The organism is Blastococcus tunisiensis (assembly GCF_900112815.1).
Classification (GTDB): Bacteria; Actinomycetota; Actinomycetes; order Mycobacteriales; family Geodermatophilaceae; genus Blastococcus_B; species Blastococcus_B tunisiensis.
Genome location: NZ_FOND01000012.1, coordinates 1 through 16850, shown reverse-complemented (window position 1 = coordinate 16850; position 16850 = coordinate 1). Strand labels below are relative to the sequence as shown.

The following is a 16850-nucleotide window of genomic DNA, read 5'->3' as shown; positions in this document are numbered from 1 at the left end:
TGACGGAGCGCGCTCCTACGCTGCCCGCCGTGGACTCCGGTCTGGCCAGCCTGGCACTGCAGGTGCTCGCGCGGTTCGCGGGGGATCAAGCCCAAGCTGAAGTACACCGGCCGGCCGCACAACACCGACGACCGCGAGCATCGGCCGCCAGGTGATCGGGTCAACGCGCGCGATCGGGGGAGGGTTTGTCAGTCCCGCCCCCGGTCGCGCGGTCGTGCGTCAGGCGATTGGGATTGCGGAGCTGGAGGCGTAGTACGCGGGCCAGCCGAGCGTCGTGACGCCGACGTAGTACTGCCATGCCCTGTCCCGACAGACGATACGTGCGGCTGCCTGCGAGTCCGAGGGGTACATGGCGTCGCAGGAGGCGCGCATGTCGTTGAGGAACCAGGAGTCGCACGTCCCCTTGCTCGCCCACCGGCCCGCATAGCACCCGTCGTGGTGGATGCAGGCATGGTTGAAGTCGTAGAACGCCGTTGTCCACATGTTGGCGCCCCACGGCGGCTGCCCGTAGTACAACGAGGTGCCGTGGATGCCGCTGTCGGGGACCACGGTGCAGCCGTCCGTGCTCCACGGGTGGTCGCCGCTGTTGTACGGGGTTGCGCTTACGCCCGGGGTCGTCGTCGCCCCCGCAGGCGAGGCCAGCGCAACGAGAAGGAACACAGCGGCGATCAAGGTCATGAACAACGACAGGCGTGGGTGTCGCCGAGCTGTCGTGGAGGTTCGAAAGGACGCAGTTTCTCGGTCGTCGGCGCGAGTGGGGCGCGATATCGGGCTGGCAACGTTGATCGGTCGAGGCATGGCCGGCTCCTGTCTGTGGCTGTGACAGGTCAACCGTGCAGCCGACGGCCCTCACACGTCGGGAAGTGAGCGATAGCCCGGAAAAATGCAGCTGGTGACGTCCGTCTCGGTGACGCAGGCTGCCACCATGAGCGACCAGCCGAGTGCCGACGGGCTCGAGGAGCAAACGGAACCGGAGCCCCCTGCTGCTGCCGCGCAACGCGGAGCGATTCTGAGGGCATGGCGGGTCTACCGCGGGCTCGGACTCGACGCGGTGGCACGCCACGCCAAGATGAGCGACGCTGCCTTGTCCGAATGGGAGCGCGGCGAGCTCAATGCTCGTCGGCGGCGCGTCTTCGAGCCGCTGGAGAAGGTCACACGTATAGACGCCAGGCTCCAGGCCGACGGGGCTCTGGTTGATCTCTGGCAGGCCGTCGGTTCGAGCGATGCCCTACCGCCTCGAAGCGACTGGATGCACAACTATCGGATTGGCGGCAAGCCCGGGTGGCTCTGGATCCGTAGTGCTTGGGACTGCACCGTGGATCTCGCGTGGGGACCGCTGCGAGGCCGTACGGCCGTCTCTGCCGGCTCTGGCGGCGTACTGATCCAGCTGCCGATCACCCTGGACAACCCGCCACTGCGTGCCTCGACGACGTCGCCCGCCTGGGCCGATTTTGGCGCCGGCATCGTTCCTGCTGAGGTGTCCTCTCGGCTCGGGATCGTGCGAGTCATGGCTCAGGACCTGCACGAACCGAACCAGGAAGCGCGGCGTCGATTGCCGGTACCGGGCGGCCTTTTCAGAGACCCTCTCGGCGAGGTCCGGTCCTGGGCGCGCGACCTGGGCGTCCGCTGGGAGCTCATCCGACCGCACATCGGGGTCGTGCTGGCCACCGACAATCCGGAGCATGCTCTTGACAGCGCTGACGTCTCCGTCCACGGCTCGTCGGGAGAGGTGCGGTTTGACCGGGAGGGCCGGCTTATCAGCCAACTGACGATGCGCCCCGAGCAGCTGCGAGCCTTGCGGATGGCCCGGGGCTACTCACATGATCGGGCGGCGCAACGAGTCTCCGAGATGGACGACGGCCTACCCACCCTGTCCCGTGCGGCGCTGGAGAGGGTGGAACGGCTCGGCGCTCTGCCGCGCGCCGAAAACTGGCTGCCCCGGCTGGACATGGCGTACCGAGCGGACGGAAGGGTCGGCATCGAGCGAACCTTCGACTCCATCGGGGCCGAGCTGAGGTCTCGGCGGCGCGGCACCCGATGGGTCACTGCGATGACCTTCCCGGACTACTGGGTCGGGCCCATCTGGCTGCAGGCAAGGTCCCCTGGTGGGCGGAGCGATGTCGGTTCGATACGACTGGTGTGGGGCCCGTGGCGGCGGCGGCAGCGCGTGGGGTCAGGACAGGTAGTGACCATGCGGAAGGCCCGGCCGGGAGCCGATCCGCTCTTCGTGGACCTTCCCGCTGGATGGCGCTTCGCCGCTGGGACAGGGGCGGTTGGTACCGGCATGGACATCAACGACGACTGGCAGCCGCGGAGCGCTTTGGCAGGTCTGGCATTGCTGCTGGAGGCGCTTGCGACGATCCGGGCCTGGCGTCGGATCGCGCAGTCGCTTAGTGCTTCCCGCAGTGGGGACGCTGAAGTCCGTCAGCCCGGGTCCTCGGGCGAGAGTGGTGAGGGCAGCTGACCTGTTCAGGCGTCCTGGGCTCGGCAGCAAGGTGTGGTCCTCGGTGCGGAAGTCCGTGCTTTGCGGTTGGTGAAGCCCGCACTGCCGTCTCTTCCTCCACACTGCGGAACCCGGGGAAGGATGAGGTCGTGAGCAGCGCATCGACGGCCGGCGCCTGCGGCTACCACTCGACATGGTCGGCGCAGATGCAGACCGACCGGGGGCCGCTCACCAGCGTCGGCTGCGGCATCCCGTTCTCAAAAGAGAGTGACCTTCGCGCACTCTCCGTCGAAGTTGCCGCCTACACCCTTATCGCTTGCGGGGAGCTGTCGCCGGTCGCGCGGCCAACTTTTCGTCGCGCGAGCCCGGCGCCCGTGCATGTGGGCGGCATCTACCCTCGGCGACAACCCGCCCACAGGACGAAGGAGTTCCGCATGCGAACCCGCTCATGGCAGGAGATGCGCGGGGCCGCAACCCGCTTCGCCACCGAGTGGCGCGACGAGACCCGCGAACGCGCCGAAAAGGACTCGTTCTGGAACGAGTGGTTCGGGATCTTCGGAATCGACCGCCGCCGCGTCGCCGTGTTTGAGCACCTGTCTACCCGGCATTCCACGGGCGGCCGTGGGTTCATGGACGTGTTCTGGCCCGGCTACGTCGCCGCCGAGCACAAGAGCCGCGGCTCGGACCTCACCGCCGCAATGGAACAGGCGCTGGACTACCTGCCAGCCATCCCCGCCGAGCACCTTCCCCGGCTGGTCGTCGTGTCCGACTTCGCCCGCTTCCGGGTCCGCAACCAGCTCAACGGTGAGGAGGTCGAGTTCTCCCTCGAGGACCTCCCGGCCAGGCTGCGCACCTTCGCCCCGATGCTCGACGCGGAGATGACGCAGTACGAGACCGAAGAGGACGTCAACCTCAAGGCGACCGAGCTGCTCGCACTGCTGCACGACGCGCTCCGCGAGAGCGGCTACGAGGGGCATGCGCTGCGGGTGCTGCTGGTCCGCCTGGTGTTCATCCTGTTCGCCGACGACACGCAAGTGTGGGAGACCGGGCACTTCTACGACTACCTGCTGTTGAAGACTGCCGTCGACGGGCACGACCTCGGGCCGGCGCTCGTGCACCTGTTCCAGGTGTTGGACACGCCCAAGGAGCGCCGCTCGACGAACCTCGATGACGACCTGGCCAGGTTCGAGTACATCAATGGCGGCCTGTTCGCCGAGACCCTCCCAATCCCCGCATGTACGCGCACGATGCGGGAGCGGCTGTTGCAGGCGGCGCGGTTCGACTGGTCGAAGATCAGCCCCGCCATCTTCGGGTCGCTGTTCCAAAACGTGATGGAGCCCGCCGAACGGCGGAACCTCGGCGCGCACTACACGACTGAGCAGAACATCCTCCGCACGATCGAGCCGCTGTTCCTTAACGACCTGCGGGCCGAGCTGGACGCGGCGACGACGCTGCCCGCGCTGCGCCGGTTCCGCGACAAGCTCGCCGAGCTGACCTGGTTCGACCCGGCAGCCGGGTGCGGAAACTTCCTGGTCATCGCGTACCGGGAGGTCCGCCGACTCGAACTGGACTGCCTCAAGCAGATTCGGGGACGGGAACGCGGATCGACCGCCGAGCTCACCATCGACGTGCAGATCGAGTCGAAGGTGCGGGTCGGGCAGTTCTACGGCATCGAGATCGAGGAGTTCCCCGCACGCATCGCGGAGACCGCGATCTACTTGGTCGACCACCTGGCGAACCTCGAACTGTCCGCGGCGTTCGGCCAGTACTACGCGCGGTTCCCCATCCGAGACAGCGCGCACATCACGATCGGGAACGCGCTGCGCGTCGACTGGAACGACGTGCTGCCGGCGCGGCAGGCAACGTACCTGTTTGGGAATCCGCCGTTCCACGGCATGTCGTGGATGACCGCCGAACAGCAGGAAGACAACAGACTCGTCTTCACTGAGGCACCGGTGACGGTCGGCCGGTCGGGGCGACTGGACTACGTCGCGTGCTGGTACGCGAAGGCGATCGGGTACATGCAGGGCACCTCGGTCCGGGCGGCGTTCGTTTCGACGAATTCGATCACGCAGGGCGAGCAAGCGCGGTCGCTTGGGCCGGCGCTCCGTGACGCAGGGTTCGACCTGCTGTTCGCGCACCGCACGTTCGAGTGGACGAGCGAGGCCCGCGGCAAGGCCCACGTGCACGTGGTCATCATCGGGTTCGCCTACGGGCAGCAGCCGGGCCGCAAGCTGCTCGTCGACTACCCGACGGCGAAGACGTCCGAGGGTGAGGTCAGCACGCCCCCGCATCTGAATTGGTACCTGGCCGACGGCGTGAACGTGTTTCCCGCGCAGCGGAGGCAACCGCTGCTCGCCGGGCTCCCTCCGGCCGTGCAGGGGAACAAGCCGTGGGACGGCGGCGGCCTGATCGTGGAGCCGGAGGCCATTGACGAGGTGCGGGCGGACCCTCTCGCGGCGAAGTACCTGCGGCCGTACCGGCAGGCGACGGAGTTCCTGTGGGACGAGCCCCGGTGGTGCCTGTGGCTCGTCGACGCAGACCCGGGTGACCTGCGGGCGTCGCGGGTGCTGCGTGAGCGGCTGCAGGTCGTGCGGCAGGCGCGGCTGGATACGAAGACGGTCGCGGTGCAGCAGCAGGCGGCGACGCCGGCTCTGTTCAACCAGATCCGGCAGCCGAGCTCGCGGTACCTGGCGTTGCCGGAGGTGAGCAGTGAGCGGCGGCCGTACGTGCCGGCCGGGTTCCTCGAGGCGGACATCATCGCGGGGAACAAGCTGATAACGATCGAAGGCGCGGATCTGTGGGTGTTCGGCGTGCTGCAGTCGCGGATGTGGATGGCGTGGGTGGGCACGATCGCCGGACGGATGAAGTCGGACATCAGTTTGGCGCCTGGACTGGTCTACAACGCGTTCCCGTTCCCTGATCACGACGGTGGCCGGCGGGACGCGGCGGTCATGGAGGCGGCGCAGGGCGTGCTGGACGCGCGGGCAGTGCACCCGGAGTCGTCGCTGGGGGTGCTGTACGACCCGCTCGCGATGCCCTCGGGGTTGGTGCGAGCCCATCAACAGCTGGATCGGGCGGTGGACACGGCGTACGGCCGGGCCCGGTACGTGGGTGACGCGGCGCGGCTGCACGCGCTTTTCGAGCGGTACGCGAAGCTGACGAACGCGGATTCGCTGCCTGGCGTGGGGATAGCGGTCCCGCGACGGCGACGGGTGGGGTAGTCCGTCGAGCGCCACCAGCGGCTGCTCCGCGAGTACTTCCCTACATTTACTTCGCAATGCGGACGGTCGGAGCCTGGCTCGCCCACAAACCACGGAGCAACACGAAACCGGAGTTAAGACATCGAACTCAACGCACTCACGGGGGATTGTCATGCGCATCGCATTCCTGAAGATCGAGCACTTCCGGGGCGTTGCACTTGCCGAGTTGAAATTTGAGGGACACGCGCTTCTCGTCGGTACCAACAGCGCTGGGAAGTCCACTGTCTGCGAAGCCCTCGACCTCGCCTTGGGCCCCGAGCGGACGTCGCGCCGGCCTGTGATCGACGAACATGACTTCTATGCGAGCAAGTATGTGGGCGGTGACCACGATCGAGTTCGCATCGAGGTCATACTGACCGACCTTAGCCGCGAAGCAAGGCGCCGTTTCAGATCCCACCTCAGGCCTTGGGACGCGGAGCTAAATGCGTACAGCGACCTCGTTGAGTCACCCGATCTTGACGGCTCGGATGTAACAGAGGCGGCCGAGACGGAATCATCACGGACGGCGGAGCTACCTACGGATCCGGAGGACGACGCCGCGGTATGGGCGTTACCCGTCCTCTTCCTTGGTCGGTACAATCAGCCGGACGACGATTTCGAGGGGGCAACCTTTTTTGCCCATCCCGAGCCCATCACGAGCGCGCCAGTGGACGACTTTGAAGAGCTCGGAGCGGGTCTCGCACGCTTTTCGCGGGCTGACAAGCAGTATTGTGGCTTTCTGTACCTCCGGCCGAATCGCACAGGCTCGCGCGCGCTTTCGCTACAGCGGGGCTCGCTCGTGGACACCATCATGCGCCTCGAGGCCACCGCCTCGTCGTCCGTCTGGGAAGACATAATTTCCAAGGCTACAGCGGCCGACCTAACCGACGATGGCTCTGGGCTAGCGACCGTCAGGGACGAACTTCAACGCCGCATGGCAAGGTTCATCAGCTTGGGCTCGTCTTCGGCCCCGGTTGACATCCTGATGACTGACCTGACTCGCGAACATCTCCGGGAGACGCTTCGCCTCCATGTAGCTGGGCAGCCCAGCTCTCATGCCGTTCCCTTTGATCGCTTGAGCACCGGAACATTGAATCTCATGGTGTTTGCCTTGCTGACGTACATTGCGGAGTTGCGCGGCCATCAGCACGTCATCTTTGCCATGGAGGAGCCGGAGATTGCGCTTCCTCCCCATGCGCAAAGGCGGCTCGTGGACTTTGTAATGCGGAACATGACGCAGGTCATCGTCACGAGCCACTCGCCTTACGTGATCGAGCGCTTCCAGCCGAGGCAGGTCATGGCTCTCTCTCGGGATTCCGGTGGAGTTCTGGCGGCCACACGGGTGACGTTGCCGGCCGATACGAAGGCCAAGAAGTACACCGACAATAAGCGACAGTTTGCTGAGGCTCTACTTGCGAACGCGGTGATTGTCGTTGAGGGGGCTACTGAGTGGAATCTACTACCTAGAATCGCGGACGCCATGGATGTAGACGAGACCGTCTCGTATTACCATCCGGACATGGCCGGTATAAGCTTCTTCGACGCACAGAATGATGTTTCCGTGCCCACGTTCGCCCCCATATTCGCCGGGCTAAACAAGCCTGTGTATGGCATTCACGATCAGCCAAAGAAGCCGCTGGGGCCCGACCTTGTAGCCATGAGCCGGGCGTTCGACCTCTACCTCGAGGTTCCCTACACCGGTGTTGAGGAACTACTTGCGGCGGAAGTTGCCATTCCGGCTCAACGGCGCTTCCTCGCCGACGCCGAACAGCGGGACGACTACCCGAGCGCGTGCGGAACGCTCGACGCCTCAGCAGGCGACTCGATCGTTCGAACTCAGCTCAAAGATGTTCTGAAGGGACGAAAGGGTCATAGTGGATACGCCGCCGCCTTAATCAGTCACTGCAGCGACGTTTCCGAGTTACCTCGCACGCTTGTTGAGTTCCTCCTAGCAGTCGACGCGGATCTGCGCATGAAGGGCCTTATCCCCGCAGATGCTGGGAAGGCGGCGGCCAGTGGAACTTGATGACCAGCGGCGGAGCATCCTGAGTGAGGCGGGGCACCTGCTCATTGAAGGCGGCCCCGGTTGCGGAAAAACAAGCATCGCCCTCGTCAAGGCTAGCCGCGCCTTGCCGGCACTGGAGCTCGAACAGAAGGTTCTTTTTCTTAGCTTCTCACGGGCTGCAGTGCGTCAAGTACTCGACCGTGCGGGGGGCGTCCTCACCCATGCACAGAGCGAGCGCGTCGAGGTGCGAACCTTTCACTCCTTCTTCCTGGAAATCCTTCGTACCCACGGCCGTAGTTTGAGCGGGAGGTCGATCCAATTCATATCTCCCGCTCAGGAGCTGCAGTTGAGGGCCGTCCACACCGGGAGCGATTGGGCTGCGGAAAAGCTCAGGTTGGCTACCCGCGAGGGGCTGTATGTGTTCGACCTTCTTGCGAGCGGCGTAGCTGACCTCTTCGCTCGCTCACGAGCTACGCGGTCCCTGTACAGCGACACCTACCCGATCGTTATAGTTGATGAGTTTCAGGACACCAATGAAGACCAGTGGCGCGTCATAGAGGCTCTTGCGGTTGAATCGACGGTCATCCTCCTCGCAGACCCCGACCAACGAATCTTCGATCATATCGAGGGTGTCGTCCCTGAACGCATCCCCCGGGCCATCGCGGCCCTGAGTCCAATCCGCTTCGATCTGTCGGCAGAGAACTTCCGTAGTCCCATTGGCGGTATTCTTGACTATGCGAACGCCGTACTCCGGAATCGCCCCATCGACGAACACTCGATCCCCGGAGTGAAGCACTTCAACTACGCCTCCCATATCCCGGTAGAATATGCCGCCCACGCCGTAACAGTCTCACTCCGGAAGGAACTCGTGGACGCTGGGATCTCGGCCGGTACTGTCGCGGTTCTGGCGAGTACGAACGGCATTGTCAACCGCATCTCTGACAAGATCCTGTTTGCGGTCCCGACGTCCAACGGAGTTCTTCCTCCGATTCCTCATGACCTACAGTGGGACGCCGCTCTGTCGGCTGCGGCAGGTGTCGCGGTCGCCTCCCTTCTTGAGTGGCCGCGGCTCGACCGCCTTCCGGCGATCTGCCTGACTCTTTCGCACATGGCCGGCTTTTACCGGGCGAAGTATGCGAACGGCGTACTAGGAGCCAAGGGCGCTGCCGAGACTCTGGATCGGTCTGTAGACGCCCTGCAGCGAGGGGCGCGGCCGGCGGCAAAGTCCGCGAAGATTCTGAGCGCCGTCTATGACAACGGCTATCGATTGCGCGGGAGTCCAGTCATAGACTGGATGAAGGTGCGGTCCTTGTTCAGCGGCTCTCAGGAGCTAAATGAGGTAGGCAAGGCTGCTCGCTTCATCAAAGTCGGACGCGCGAGTGACTCGATGGCTTGGGCGCTCGGGGACTCCTGGAACGGAGAGGACGCCTACTCGCTCGCTTCTTCTACCGTTCGTAGTGTCTTGGAAGAGGAAGTTCTGCAAGGGAGAGTCGAGCCGCCGGCCCCAGTGACTCTCATGAGCATGCATAAGTCGAAGGGGCGCGAGTTCGACGGTGTCGTCATGGTCGAGGACAGGTATCAAGGGGTCTGGCTCCCCGAGCGTGCGACGCCCGAGAAGATGTCGGAGTCTCGGCGCCTTCTCAGGGTAGCCATAACCCGCGCTCGGCACCGGGTCTTCATCGTTCGGCCATCGGACGCCGTCGGCCTAATTGACTGAGGGTTGTCCTTGCGGTGACGGGCAAGAAGACCGTCGAGAATGGCAAGACTGGGCGTGCGGCCCGTCCTGAGGGAAAGGGGCCCGAGTCCGCTCCACCTCCCTGGGGTGGACGCCACTCAGGTCTGGTCGATCGTCTTTCTCCTCGCCTAATACTGCGCGCCTTGCAGGGGCTGGCCCCTCAATCCACAGTCGCCAAGTTCGCAGTGATCCGCAGTGCCTTCTTGAGCCGAGCCCGCCCTCTAGGCCGCGGTCGTCCACGACGCCGTCGTCCGGCGACGCCAATCCCTCATCACCGGACCGGTGCGGGCACTCCTATCGGCCCATTACCCGGTCGTATCCCGATGATCACCGGCGGCTGGACGAAGACCCGGGTTACTGCAAGACATCGTCGATGACGCCACGATCAACTCGGTCTACTACACCGAGGTCCTTCAGAAGCCGTTCGGGCGTGTTATGGAGGACGTCGGCGCCGACGAGAGGCCTTGGACATCACGATCATGGGGAGGCCCGGTCGAGGACCCTGAGAGTGAACGTCCACGTGATTCGCTGATAACCGAGGGGTACGCCGACGTCGTCGTTTCAATCGTGAGCGGGCCAGGCGATCAGCGGCGGTAGCCGGTCGCCGAGGTGCGGGATGCCGTTCTCACCGGAGCTGATGCGGCGGTGTTCGTGGCTGCCGGCGGCGTGGGTGATGGCGGCGAGCACGAGGACGAGAGCTCGGCGGTCGAGGCCGCCCGCGAGATCGCCGAGGTCGACGCTCCGACCGTCGGCGATGCTTGCGGCGGAGTGCAGGACCCGCAGTTCACCGCTGTCGCCGACGAGGATCCCGGCGCAGAGCGCCGCATCAAGTTCGGGCCAGTCGATCCGCGCCCACAGCCCGTCGGCGTCCGGTTCGGGGTTGATCAGGCCAGCGGATTGCAGTTGCGGCAGCCAGTGCCCGAAGTTGATGAGCAGGAGGACCGCTGCCTCGTCGGCGGGGTCACCGACGGCGGCCCGCACTAGGGCATTCTCGACATCGACTAGGTCGAGGTCGGCGGCGCGCGGCTCGAACATCATGGCGGTTCGCCTTTTCACCGCTGCGGCGGAGGGGTCTGGACGCGAACTCGGTGGGGATGCCAGCCGCAGCCGTCTCCCGGGATGCCAGCGGTTCCGAGTGGTGTCCTGGCCACCCATTCCTCCGGCCCGTCCGGCACAGAGCTCTGCTCAGGGGCCGGGAGCGACGGCGGGGGACGACCGGACCAAGACTGCTTCCGCAGCAGAGCGCCCGAAGGGCGGAAGGATCTTGGTCCGGTCGGGAGGAGGCGGCGCGGGAGGCCCCTAGGCTGAGCTGCCGGACGGGTCGGCGGATCAACAGGCAGTCCGCCGGAGGCGGTCGGTGACGAAGGCGCAGCCAGCGCCACGCGCAGCGTGGCCCGAAGGATGCTCCTGCCACGTCGACAGGACCGGACGCCGTCGACAGCCTCATGTCGGTCACGGGAGGTACCTCCGGACAATTGGAGACAGCGTGCGGGCGACCGAGGCCGTCTCATGATCTCGGGTCGGGAGCCCTCGCAGGTCAGTGCCTCTGCAGCAGGGCGGCGACACAGGTGACGATGACGGAGGCGTCGCGGCGGTCATAGCGGAAGTCGGCGGTAACCGCGTCGTCGTGGTGAGCGCCGCTGGCGAGAGAGTGCACCGCGTTGCGCAGCACTGCGAACCGTTGCGCCAGGTCCCGTTGCCGCGGGGCGCGCTGGTCGTCGTGGGCGGCAGGTGGGTCGAGCCGGTCGTAGAGGTCGAGAGCGAGCCGAGCGTCGCGCACCGCATCCTCGGCTCGTCCGTCGGCCAGCGCCCGCACGGCTGATTGCAGCCGGCGACCGGCCTGCGCGCGCAGGCTGTCCGGATCGCCAAGCGGCAGCGGCACCATCAAAGGCACGGTGACCAGGGCGCCGAGCCGCTCGGCGTGGGCGGCCCAGATCGGACCTCGAATGCGGACCCAGTCCTGGGCGTCGCTGGCTGGGTAGTCCATGGACGCGGCGCCGACGAGGGTGACCTTCAGATCGATGAGCAGTTCCAGGTCACTTCCGTTGCGGTCGGCTTCGATGCCGGCCAGCTGCGGGTCGCTGATCGTGGTGCCGAGCAGCACCGAGCGCGGATAGACCCCTGCGGCGCTGATGAGCAGTGGCTGATCGGCCTGCAGCGCCCCGATCCAACTAAGCGTGTGCTGCAGCCGTACCGCGCCCGAGATCAACGCCACCGATCCCGGCGGCAACCCTACTGGGGTCGCCTGGTAGCGCAGGGCGAGGCGGTGAGCACCTGGCCCAGCTTCAACCCCGATCTCGTCGAAGACGAGGCGCAACTGCGCGCCCGGCGCCAGAAAGATGCTCGTCACGCCAGTCATCGTCCCGAACCCTCGAGCGGAACCGCCCCTCCCGCTCTCCTGCGTTGGTCCAGATCCGTCACTCTTAGACTAAGCGGACCTGTAGTCGCCGCCATCGCCGTACAGCTCGCGGCTCAGTTCGTCGTCGTCGAGCGCCGCGAGTGTTTCCACTTCGCGATGGATGCCTCGGTTCACCCGCTCCAGCTTGCGCCAGGTGCTGCACGGAAATTCTTTCTCGTGGCAGATTTTGCAGCTCCCATCCGCTGCCTCCTCATGTGCTAGTAGCACCTCGGCGAGAGCGGCCTTCCAATTATCCCGGGAGCGCAGCGCGCTCTTCATGCGGTCCTGGTACTGGCTCTGGAAGTTCCAGGCGGCGGCGTAACCCGGACGTAGACGCTGGTCGTGGTCACGCAGGCGCGCCAGCTCGCGTTCGGGCGCTTCGCTGGCGACCGGGAAGTGAAGCTGACAACGGGGACAGTGCTGCGTCTCGTTGTCGTCGGGCGGGCGCGGGAACCGCATTCCGCAGCACGCACAGCCACGGTCTATCGGCGGCACGTCAGTAACCTCGGACACGTTGTACATCGCGGCGTCTCTCGGTCGCAGGTGTGGAGCGGAGATCGGAACGGGAGCGAGGCCCTGAGGTCGCAATGGAAACCCGGAGGAAGCCCGTCCGCGATTGTTCGTCCTCGGCTTGAAGTGATCCCGCAGCTGCTTGACCTGATCCGGCCGGAGGAGCGCGCCGACGCGAGTGGCGGGGATGCCCAAGTGCCTACAGGCGGCGAGAGCGTCGTTGCGGTGGACACCGCAGTCGCGAGCGACCTGCCAGAGAGGCGTCATCTCCACGCCGCCAGTACGCCACGCGCCTACGACATTTGTGACGCAGGCGTCCGTTCTCGGTGTAAGGCTGGTGGGCGTGACGGACGCACTGACGGTTGCCAAGGCGCTGTCCGGCCGACCCGCCAACGCCGAACAGGCGCAGGGCGAGTTGCCTCGCGCGCCGGGCCTTTACGCCTGGTGGGCGCCGCTGGGGCTGCTGCCGCGCGTGTCAGGCCCCGCGCACCCTTCCGTGGACGGGCTTGAACTGCTTTACATCGGACTAGCTCGCAACCTGCGGGCCAGGGTGGGTGGCAACCACTTCGGAGGTCCGACCGGTTCCTCGACTCTGCGCCGCGCTCTCGTAGCGCTGCTCATGGCCTCCGAGGGTTACACCACCCGTTGGACCCGGACGCGCGTCGTTCCCGTCGACGCGGATGAGGACCGGCTGACGGTCTGGATGCGAGAGCACCTGTGCGTCACGTGGGCCGAGCACCCGAAACCTGACGACGTCGAGTCTGCGGTCATCAAGGAGCTGGCACCGCCGCTCAATCAGGTGCACAACAAGGCCCATCCGCTGCACTCCATGATCGCCACCGCGCGCGCCGCGTACCGGGCGTCGGCGGGACCTCGACCGCAGGCGCCGAACTGAGCCCAGCCGCGTTCTACCCAACGATTTGCCCAACGGACTGCCGCGACCGGAGGGTGATCAAGCGGCCCCCCGACCAGCGAACTGCACTGTTTCCACAGTTCAAGGTCGAATATCCTGGTCAACGGCGCGACTCCTCGCCGCCCTCCAGCGTTCTTAAGACCTGGTGCCGTCGCCACCCCCCTGGCGGCTGCAACCCGAAGTGTCATCAATGGGCCGCTGCGGGGCACGACGGCTGGCGAGTTCGGCGCGCCGGGAGTTGCGAACTTGATAGGTGAATTGTCCCCAAGGGTCGGTACACTCGGTTAGCAACTTGTGGATAACCGCCCGCCGGGCTGTGGATAACCGACGAAGGAGGGGTCGACGATGAGGCGCTTGAGCGCTCTGGACGTCGCCTCCTACATCCTTCAGCGCCAGCACGGTCTCACGGGCATCGAGCTGGAGAAGCTCGTGTACTACGCCCAGGCGTGGAGCCTGGCGTGGGACGGGCAGCCGCTGTTCGCCGACGAGATCCAGGCATGGGAGCACGGGCCCGTCGTCCCCCGCCTCTACAGCAAGCACGCCGGCCAGCGCCTCATGTCGGTCATCCCTGGCGGTGACCCTGCGCGGGTAACCGCTGTGGACCGCGACAAGATCGACGCGGTGATCGACTTCTACGGCGGGCGGGACGCAGCCGCACTACGCCGGCTGAGTCACGAAGAGCAGCCATGGCGGGACGCCCGTGGGTCACTGCCAGCCGGGGCGTCGTCGAGGGCCCCGATCCCGCACCGGGCCATGCGGCGGTTCTACACCGCACAGCAGGTGATGGGCGAGGGGCCGCGACGTCCTGCCGCCGAGGTGACGGAGGCGTCCCTGGACGAGGCATTGGAGGCAGCCGGCCACCAAATGAAGAAGTGGCGCCGGACCCTGGACTGGCTGGCCGTTAGATGACCCGCCGCCTCTCCTATGAGGCGGTCCTGCTGATCAATCAGCGAATCACTGGGGATTGCGTCGTCCGGGACTCGGACGGTCTCGACTCGGCGCTCAATCGCCCCTTTCAGAGCGCCTTTGGCAACGACGCATACCCCACCCTCCTCGAGAAGGCCGGCGCACTCCTGCACGGCCTGGCCGCCGCGCACGCCTTCAAGGACGGGAACAAGCGGACGGCCTGGACGACATGCCTGGCGTTCCTCGAACTCAACGGCGTCGAGATCGAGAGGGACGAAGACGCGGCGGGCCCCTTTGTCATCGCGCTCGTCGAGCACCAAGAGGACGCACGAACCGCCGCACTATGGCTGGCCGCACGGGTCCTGTAGCGGCCCTCCGTCGTCCGCCGATCATGCGATCTCGGTCCGCAGCCAGTCCGCAGCTAGTCCGCAAGACGGCCAATCGCGACACTCACCGGCTAGCAAAGGCAAACGGCGAAAGCCCAGCTCAGCGGCGTTTTCCATCGACAACCGTAGATGGTCAAACATCGGGAAGTAGTTCTGGGTCAACGAGCCCGGCCGGGTGTTCATCGCCCGCCGGGGCCGGTCGGAGCTGACCACCACGATCCTGGCGCCGGGGGAGCTGGCCGACCTGGTCGAGCGGATGCTGCGCACCTCGGGTCGACGGATCGACATGTCGACACCGTTCGTCGACGCCACGATGCCCGACGGCTCCCGGCTGCACGTCGTCATCCCCGACATGATTCTGGCAGGAGTCGCTGACCTGTTGAGATCCACGCAACACGCGTCTTGAACTGGGCGTATTGGTGTGGGAATGCGTTGGCCGTCGACGGTGAGATGTGGATGTCCTGCGGACTATCTGCGGACTCCGTGCGGACCAAGGAGTCCCCGGCCGAAGATCAGTCGCGACCTTGCGACGCCCACTCGGCGCGGCTCATGCGCAGCACCCGGACGCCGACGAGACCGAACACGACGGCCATAGCCGTCCAGCTGACGACCGGCACCACCTTCCCTTGCCAGCCTAGCGTCTCGGCGGTCATCTGGAACACCACTGCCAGGGGTCGTCAGGCCCAGCACCCCACGTCGGCACGTGCCCGGCTCGCCAGAGCCCGACGATGAGCAGGACGGCGCCCGAAATAACCGACAGCAGCAGGGGTGGAAGGACGTCGGCAATTGGTGACGCACGGCCGAGGAACTCCACCATGGCCGCGCGGTGCGGCTGGTGCGGCACGGCGGCGAGCGTCGGCTGCCACGTCGCGTAGCCCATGTGACCGAAGGCGCCTAGCACGAGGAAGGCGGCTCCGGTGTGGCCGCGCGGCGCCGCGGGCTCGCAGCAAAGTGCAGCATGCCGCCGGCTGCCGGGATCAGGAGCAATGAGGACACGGGGAAGACCGCCGCCGAGGCGGACCAACGCTCATTGGGGACTGCTGCGCGGATCGGTGACAGGTTGGGTCACGCGGCCTGAGCGGCCAGTGTGGGTGTGATGGTCTCGTACTCGATGGGCGTGAGTCGACCGAGGGCGTCCTGACGGCGCCGGCGGTGATAAGTCCGTTCGACCCAGGTGACGATCGCGATCCGCAGCTCCTGTCGGGTGCGCCAGTGTCGGCGGTCGAGCACGTTCTTCTGCAGCAACGCGAAGAATGACTCCATGGCCGCGTTGTCGCCGGCCGCGCCGACTCGCCCCATCGATCCCGACAGCCGATGACGGTTCAGGGCGTGCACGAATTTCCGGCTGCGGAACTGGGATCCGCGGTCCGAATGCACGATGCAGCCGGCCACATCGGCGCCGTCGGCATGGCGCCGGGCGACGGCGTTGTCGAGCGCGGTGACCGCGAGCCGGGACTTCATCCGCGAGTCGATGGAGTAGCCGATGATCCGGTTGGAGTGCACGTCCTTGATCGCGCACAAGTAGAGCTTGCCCTCGGCGGTGCGGTGCTCGGTGATGTCGGTCAACCACACGGCATTGGGCGCCTCGGCGGTGAACACCCGGTTGACCCGGTCGTCGTGCACCGGCGGCCCGGGACGACCACCCTTGCCCCGCCGGGGCTTGCCGAACGCGCTCCACCAGCGGTTATCCGCACAGATCGCCCACGCGGTGCGCGTCGCCATCAGCTGCCCGTTCGCCGCAGCCTCGTCGACGAGCAGCCGGTAGCCGAACTCCGGGTCGTCCCGGTGGGCGTCGAACAGCGCGTTGGCCCGGTAGGCCGCTACCAGTTCGCGGGCCGTGACCGGGGCGGCCAGCCACCGGTAGTAGGGCTGGCGGGCGATCTTCAGAACCCGGCACGTCACCGTCACGGCGATCCCGTCGACGGCGAGCTCACGGACGAGCGGGTAGATCATTTTCCCGGCAGGTTCGCCTGGGACAGATAGGCCGCAGCCCGGCGCAGGACCTCGTTCTCCTGCTCGAGCAGCCGGATCCGCTTGCGGGCCTCCCGCAGATCGGCGTTCTCCGCCGCGGTGGTCCCGGGCTTGACCCCTTCTTCGACGTCAGCGGCCTTCATCCAGTTCGTCAGGCACGACTCGCTGATCCCGAAGTCCGCCGCGATCTGCTTCAGGTGCTGGCCCGGCTCACGGTTGCGAGCGACGTTCACGACGTCGTCGCGGAACTCCTTGGGGTAGGGCTTGGGCACGGTGAACATCCTTCCAGCGGCACCTGTCGGCACCACAGATCAGATGTCACCTACTCGCGCAGCAGTCCC

General features: G+C 66.2%; 14 protein-coding genes. 8 read left to right on the top strand and 6 right to left on the bottom strand.

All coding sequences use genetic code 11. The features are described 5' to 3' along the window. Positions 1-219 precede the first annotated feature (219 nt). On the bottom strand, positions 220-660 hold the full coding sequence (locus tag BM142_RS15255; RefSeq protein WP_139228898.1) for a hypothetical protein: 441 nt from the start codon (positions 658-660) through the stop codon (positions 220-222). Positions 661-883: 223 nt separating this feature from the next. Between BM142_RS15255 and BM142_RS15250 the strand changes: the two genes are divergently transcribed. The 4 genes from BM142_RS15250 to BM142_RS15235 all read left to right on the top strand — a co-directional run bounded on the left by BM142_RS15250 (position 884) and on the right by BM142_RS15235 (position 9407). Next, positions 884-2464 (top strand): helix-turn-helix domain-containing protein, encoded by a 1581-nt coding sequence (locus BM142_RS15250; RefSeq protein WP_092200567.1) that lies wholly within the window; start codon positions 884-886, stop codon positions 2462-2464. A 128-nt stretch (positions 2465-2592) separates the two neighbouring features. Next, entirely contained in the window at positions 2593-5667 is a 3075-nt protein-coding gene (locus tag BM142_RS15245) for a DNA methyltransferase (RefSeq protein ID WP_092200564.1), read from the top strand. Positions 5668-5818: 151 nt separating this feature from the next. Next, complete coding sequence (locus BM142_RS15240) at positions 5819-7711, top strand: ATP-dependent nuclease (RefSeq protein ID WP_092200561.1); 1893 nt, start codon at positions 5819-5821, stop codon at positions 7709-7711. Next, positions 7701-9407: a UvrD-helicase domain-containing protein gene (locus tag BM142_RS15235; RefSeq protein WP_092200558.1), complete on the top strand. Its 1707-nt coding sequence runs from the start codon at positions 7701-7703 to the stop codon at positions 9405-9407. Before BM142_RS15240 ends, BM142_RS15235 begins: the two co-directional genes overlap by 11 nt. Positions 9408-9986: 579 nt before the next feature. Here the strand turns inward: BM142_RS15235 and BM142_RS15230 are convergent. The 3 genes from BM142_RS15230 to BM142_RS15220 all read right to left on the bottom strand — a co-directional run bounded on the left by BM142_RS15230 (position 9987) and on the right by BM142_RS15220 (position 12345). Beyond that, on the bottom strand, positions 9987-10463 hold the full coding sequence (locus BM142_RS15230) for a hypothetical protein (RefSeq protein ID WP_092200556.1): 477 nt from the start codon (positions 10461-10463) through the stop codon (positions 9987-9989). Between the two features lie 499 nt (positions 10464-10962). Continuing rightward, entirely contained in the window at positions 10963-11775 is an 813-nt protein-coding gene (locus BM142_RS15225; protein ID WP_092200554.1) for a hypothetical protein, read from the bottom strand. Between the two features lie 78 nt (positions 11776-11853). Then, positions 11854-12345 (bottom strand): hypothetical protein, encoded by a 492-nt coding sequence (locus tag BM142_RS15220; protein WP_139228897.1) that lies wholly within the window; start codon positions 12343-12345, stop codon positions 11854-11856. A gap of 331 nt (positions 12346-12676) precedes the next feature. On the opposite strand from BM142_RS15220, the gene BM142_RS15215 reads away from it, so the two are divergent. The 4 genes from BM142_RS15215 to BM142_RS15200 all read left to right on the top strand — a co-directional run bounded on the left by BM142_RS15215 (position 12677) and on the right by BM142_RS15200 (position 14944). After that, positions 12677-13228 carry a GIY-YIG nuclease family protein gene (locus BM142_RS15215; RefSeq protein ID WP_139228896.1) on the top strand — a complete coding sequence of 184 codons (552 nt, stop codon included), beginning with the start codon at positions 12677-12679 and terminating at the stop codon, positions 13226-13228. A gap of 372 nt (positions 13229-13600) precedes the next feature. Further along, a complete protein-coding gene (locus BM142_RS15210) occupies positions 13601-14155 on the top strand; it encodes a Panacea domain-containing protein (RefSeq protein WP_217640739.1) in 555 nt (184 codons plus the stop codon). After that, positions 14152-14520: a type II toxin-antitoxin system death-on-curing family toxin gene (locus tag BM142_RS15205; protein ID WP_092200543.1), complete on the top strand. Its 369-nt coding sequence runs from the start codon at positions 14152-14154 to the stop codon at positions 14518-14520. Before BM142_RS15210 ends, BM142_RS15205 begins: the two co-directional genes overlap by 4 nt. Before the next feature lie 193 nt (positions 14521-14713). Continuing rightward, positions 14714-14944 (top strand): hypothetical protein, encoded by a 231-nt coding sequence (locus BM142_RS15200; protein ID WP_254790996.1) that lies wholly within the window; start codon positions 14714-14716, stop codon positions 14942-14944. A gap of 106 nt (positions 14945-15050) precedes the next feature. Here BM142_RS15200 and BM142_RS24590 read toward each other — a convergent pair whose 3' ends face one another. Together BM142_RS24590 and BM142_RS15190 are read right to left on the bottom strand one after the other, a co-directional pair. After that, positions 15051-15191: a hypothetical protein gene (locus tag BM142_RS24590; RefSeq protein WP_175527295.1), complete on the bottom strand. Its 141-nt coding sequence runs from the start codon at positions 15189-15191 to the stop codon at positions 15051-15053. A gap of 412 nt (positions 15192-15603) precedes the next feature. Continuing rightward, a protein-coding gene (locus BM142_RS15190; RefSeq protein ID WP_092200931.1) for an IS3 family transposase occupies positions 15604-16781 on the bottom strand; the annotation gives its coding sequence in 2 pieces (ribosomal slippage) (positions 15604-16494 and positions 16497-16781; 1176 coding nt in all). Positions 16782-16850 lie beyond the last annotated feature (69 nt).

Excerpts from the sequence above, each read along its gene's own strand:
- BM142_RS15250 (WP_092200567.1), top strand. The coding sequence starts at position 884 with ATGCAGCTGGTGACGTCCGTCTCGGTGACGCAGGCTGCCACCATGAGC.
- BM142_RS15240 (WP_092200561.1), top strand. The coding sequence starts at position 5,819 with ATGCGCATCGCATTCCTGAAGATCGAGCACTTCCGGGGCGTTGCACTT.
- BM142_RS15230 (WP_092200556.1), bottom strand. The coding sequence starts at position 10,463 with ATGATGTTCGAGCCGCGCGCCGCCGACCTCGACCTAGTCGATGTCGAG.
- BM142_RS15220 (WP_139228897.1), bottom strand. The coding sequence starts at position 12,345 with ATGTACAACGTGTCCGAGGTTACTGACGTGCCGCCGATAGACCGTGGC.
- BM142_RS15205 (WP_092200543.1), top strand. The coding sequence starts at position 14,152 with ATGACCCGCCGCCTCTCCTATGAGGCGGTCCTGCTGATCAATCAGCGA.
- BM142_RS24590 (WP_175527295.1), bottom strand. The coding sequence starts at position 15,191 with ATGACCGCCGAGACGCTAGGCTGGCAAGGGAAGGTGGTGCCGGTCGTC.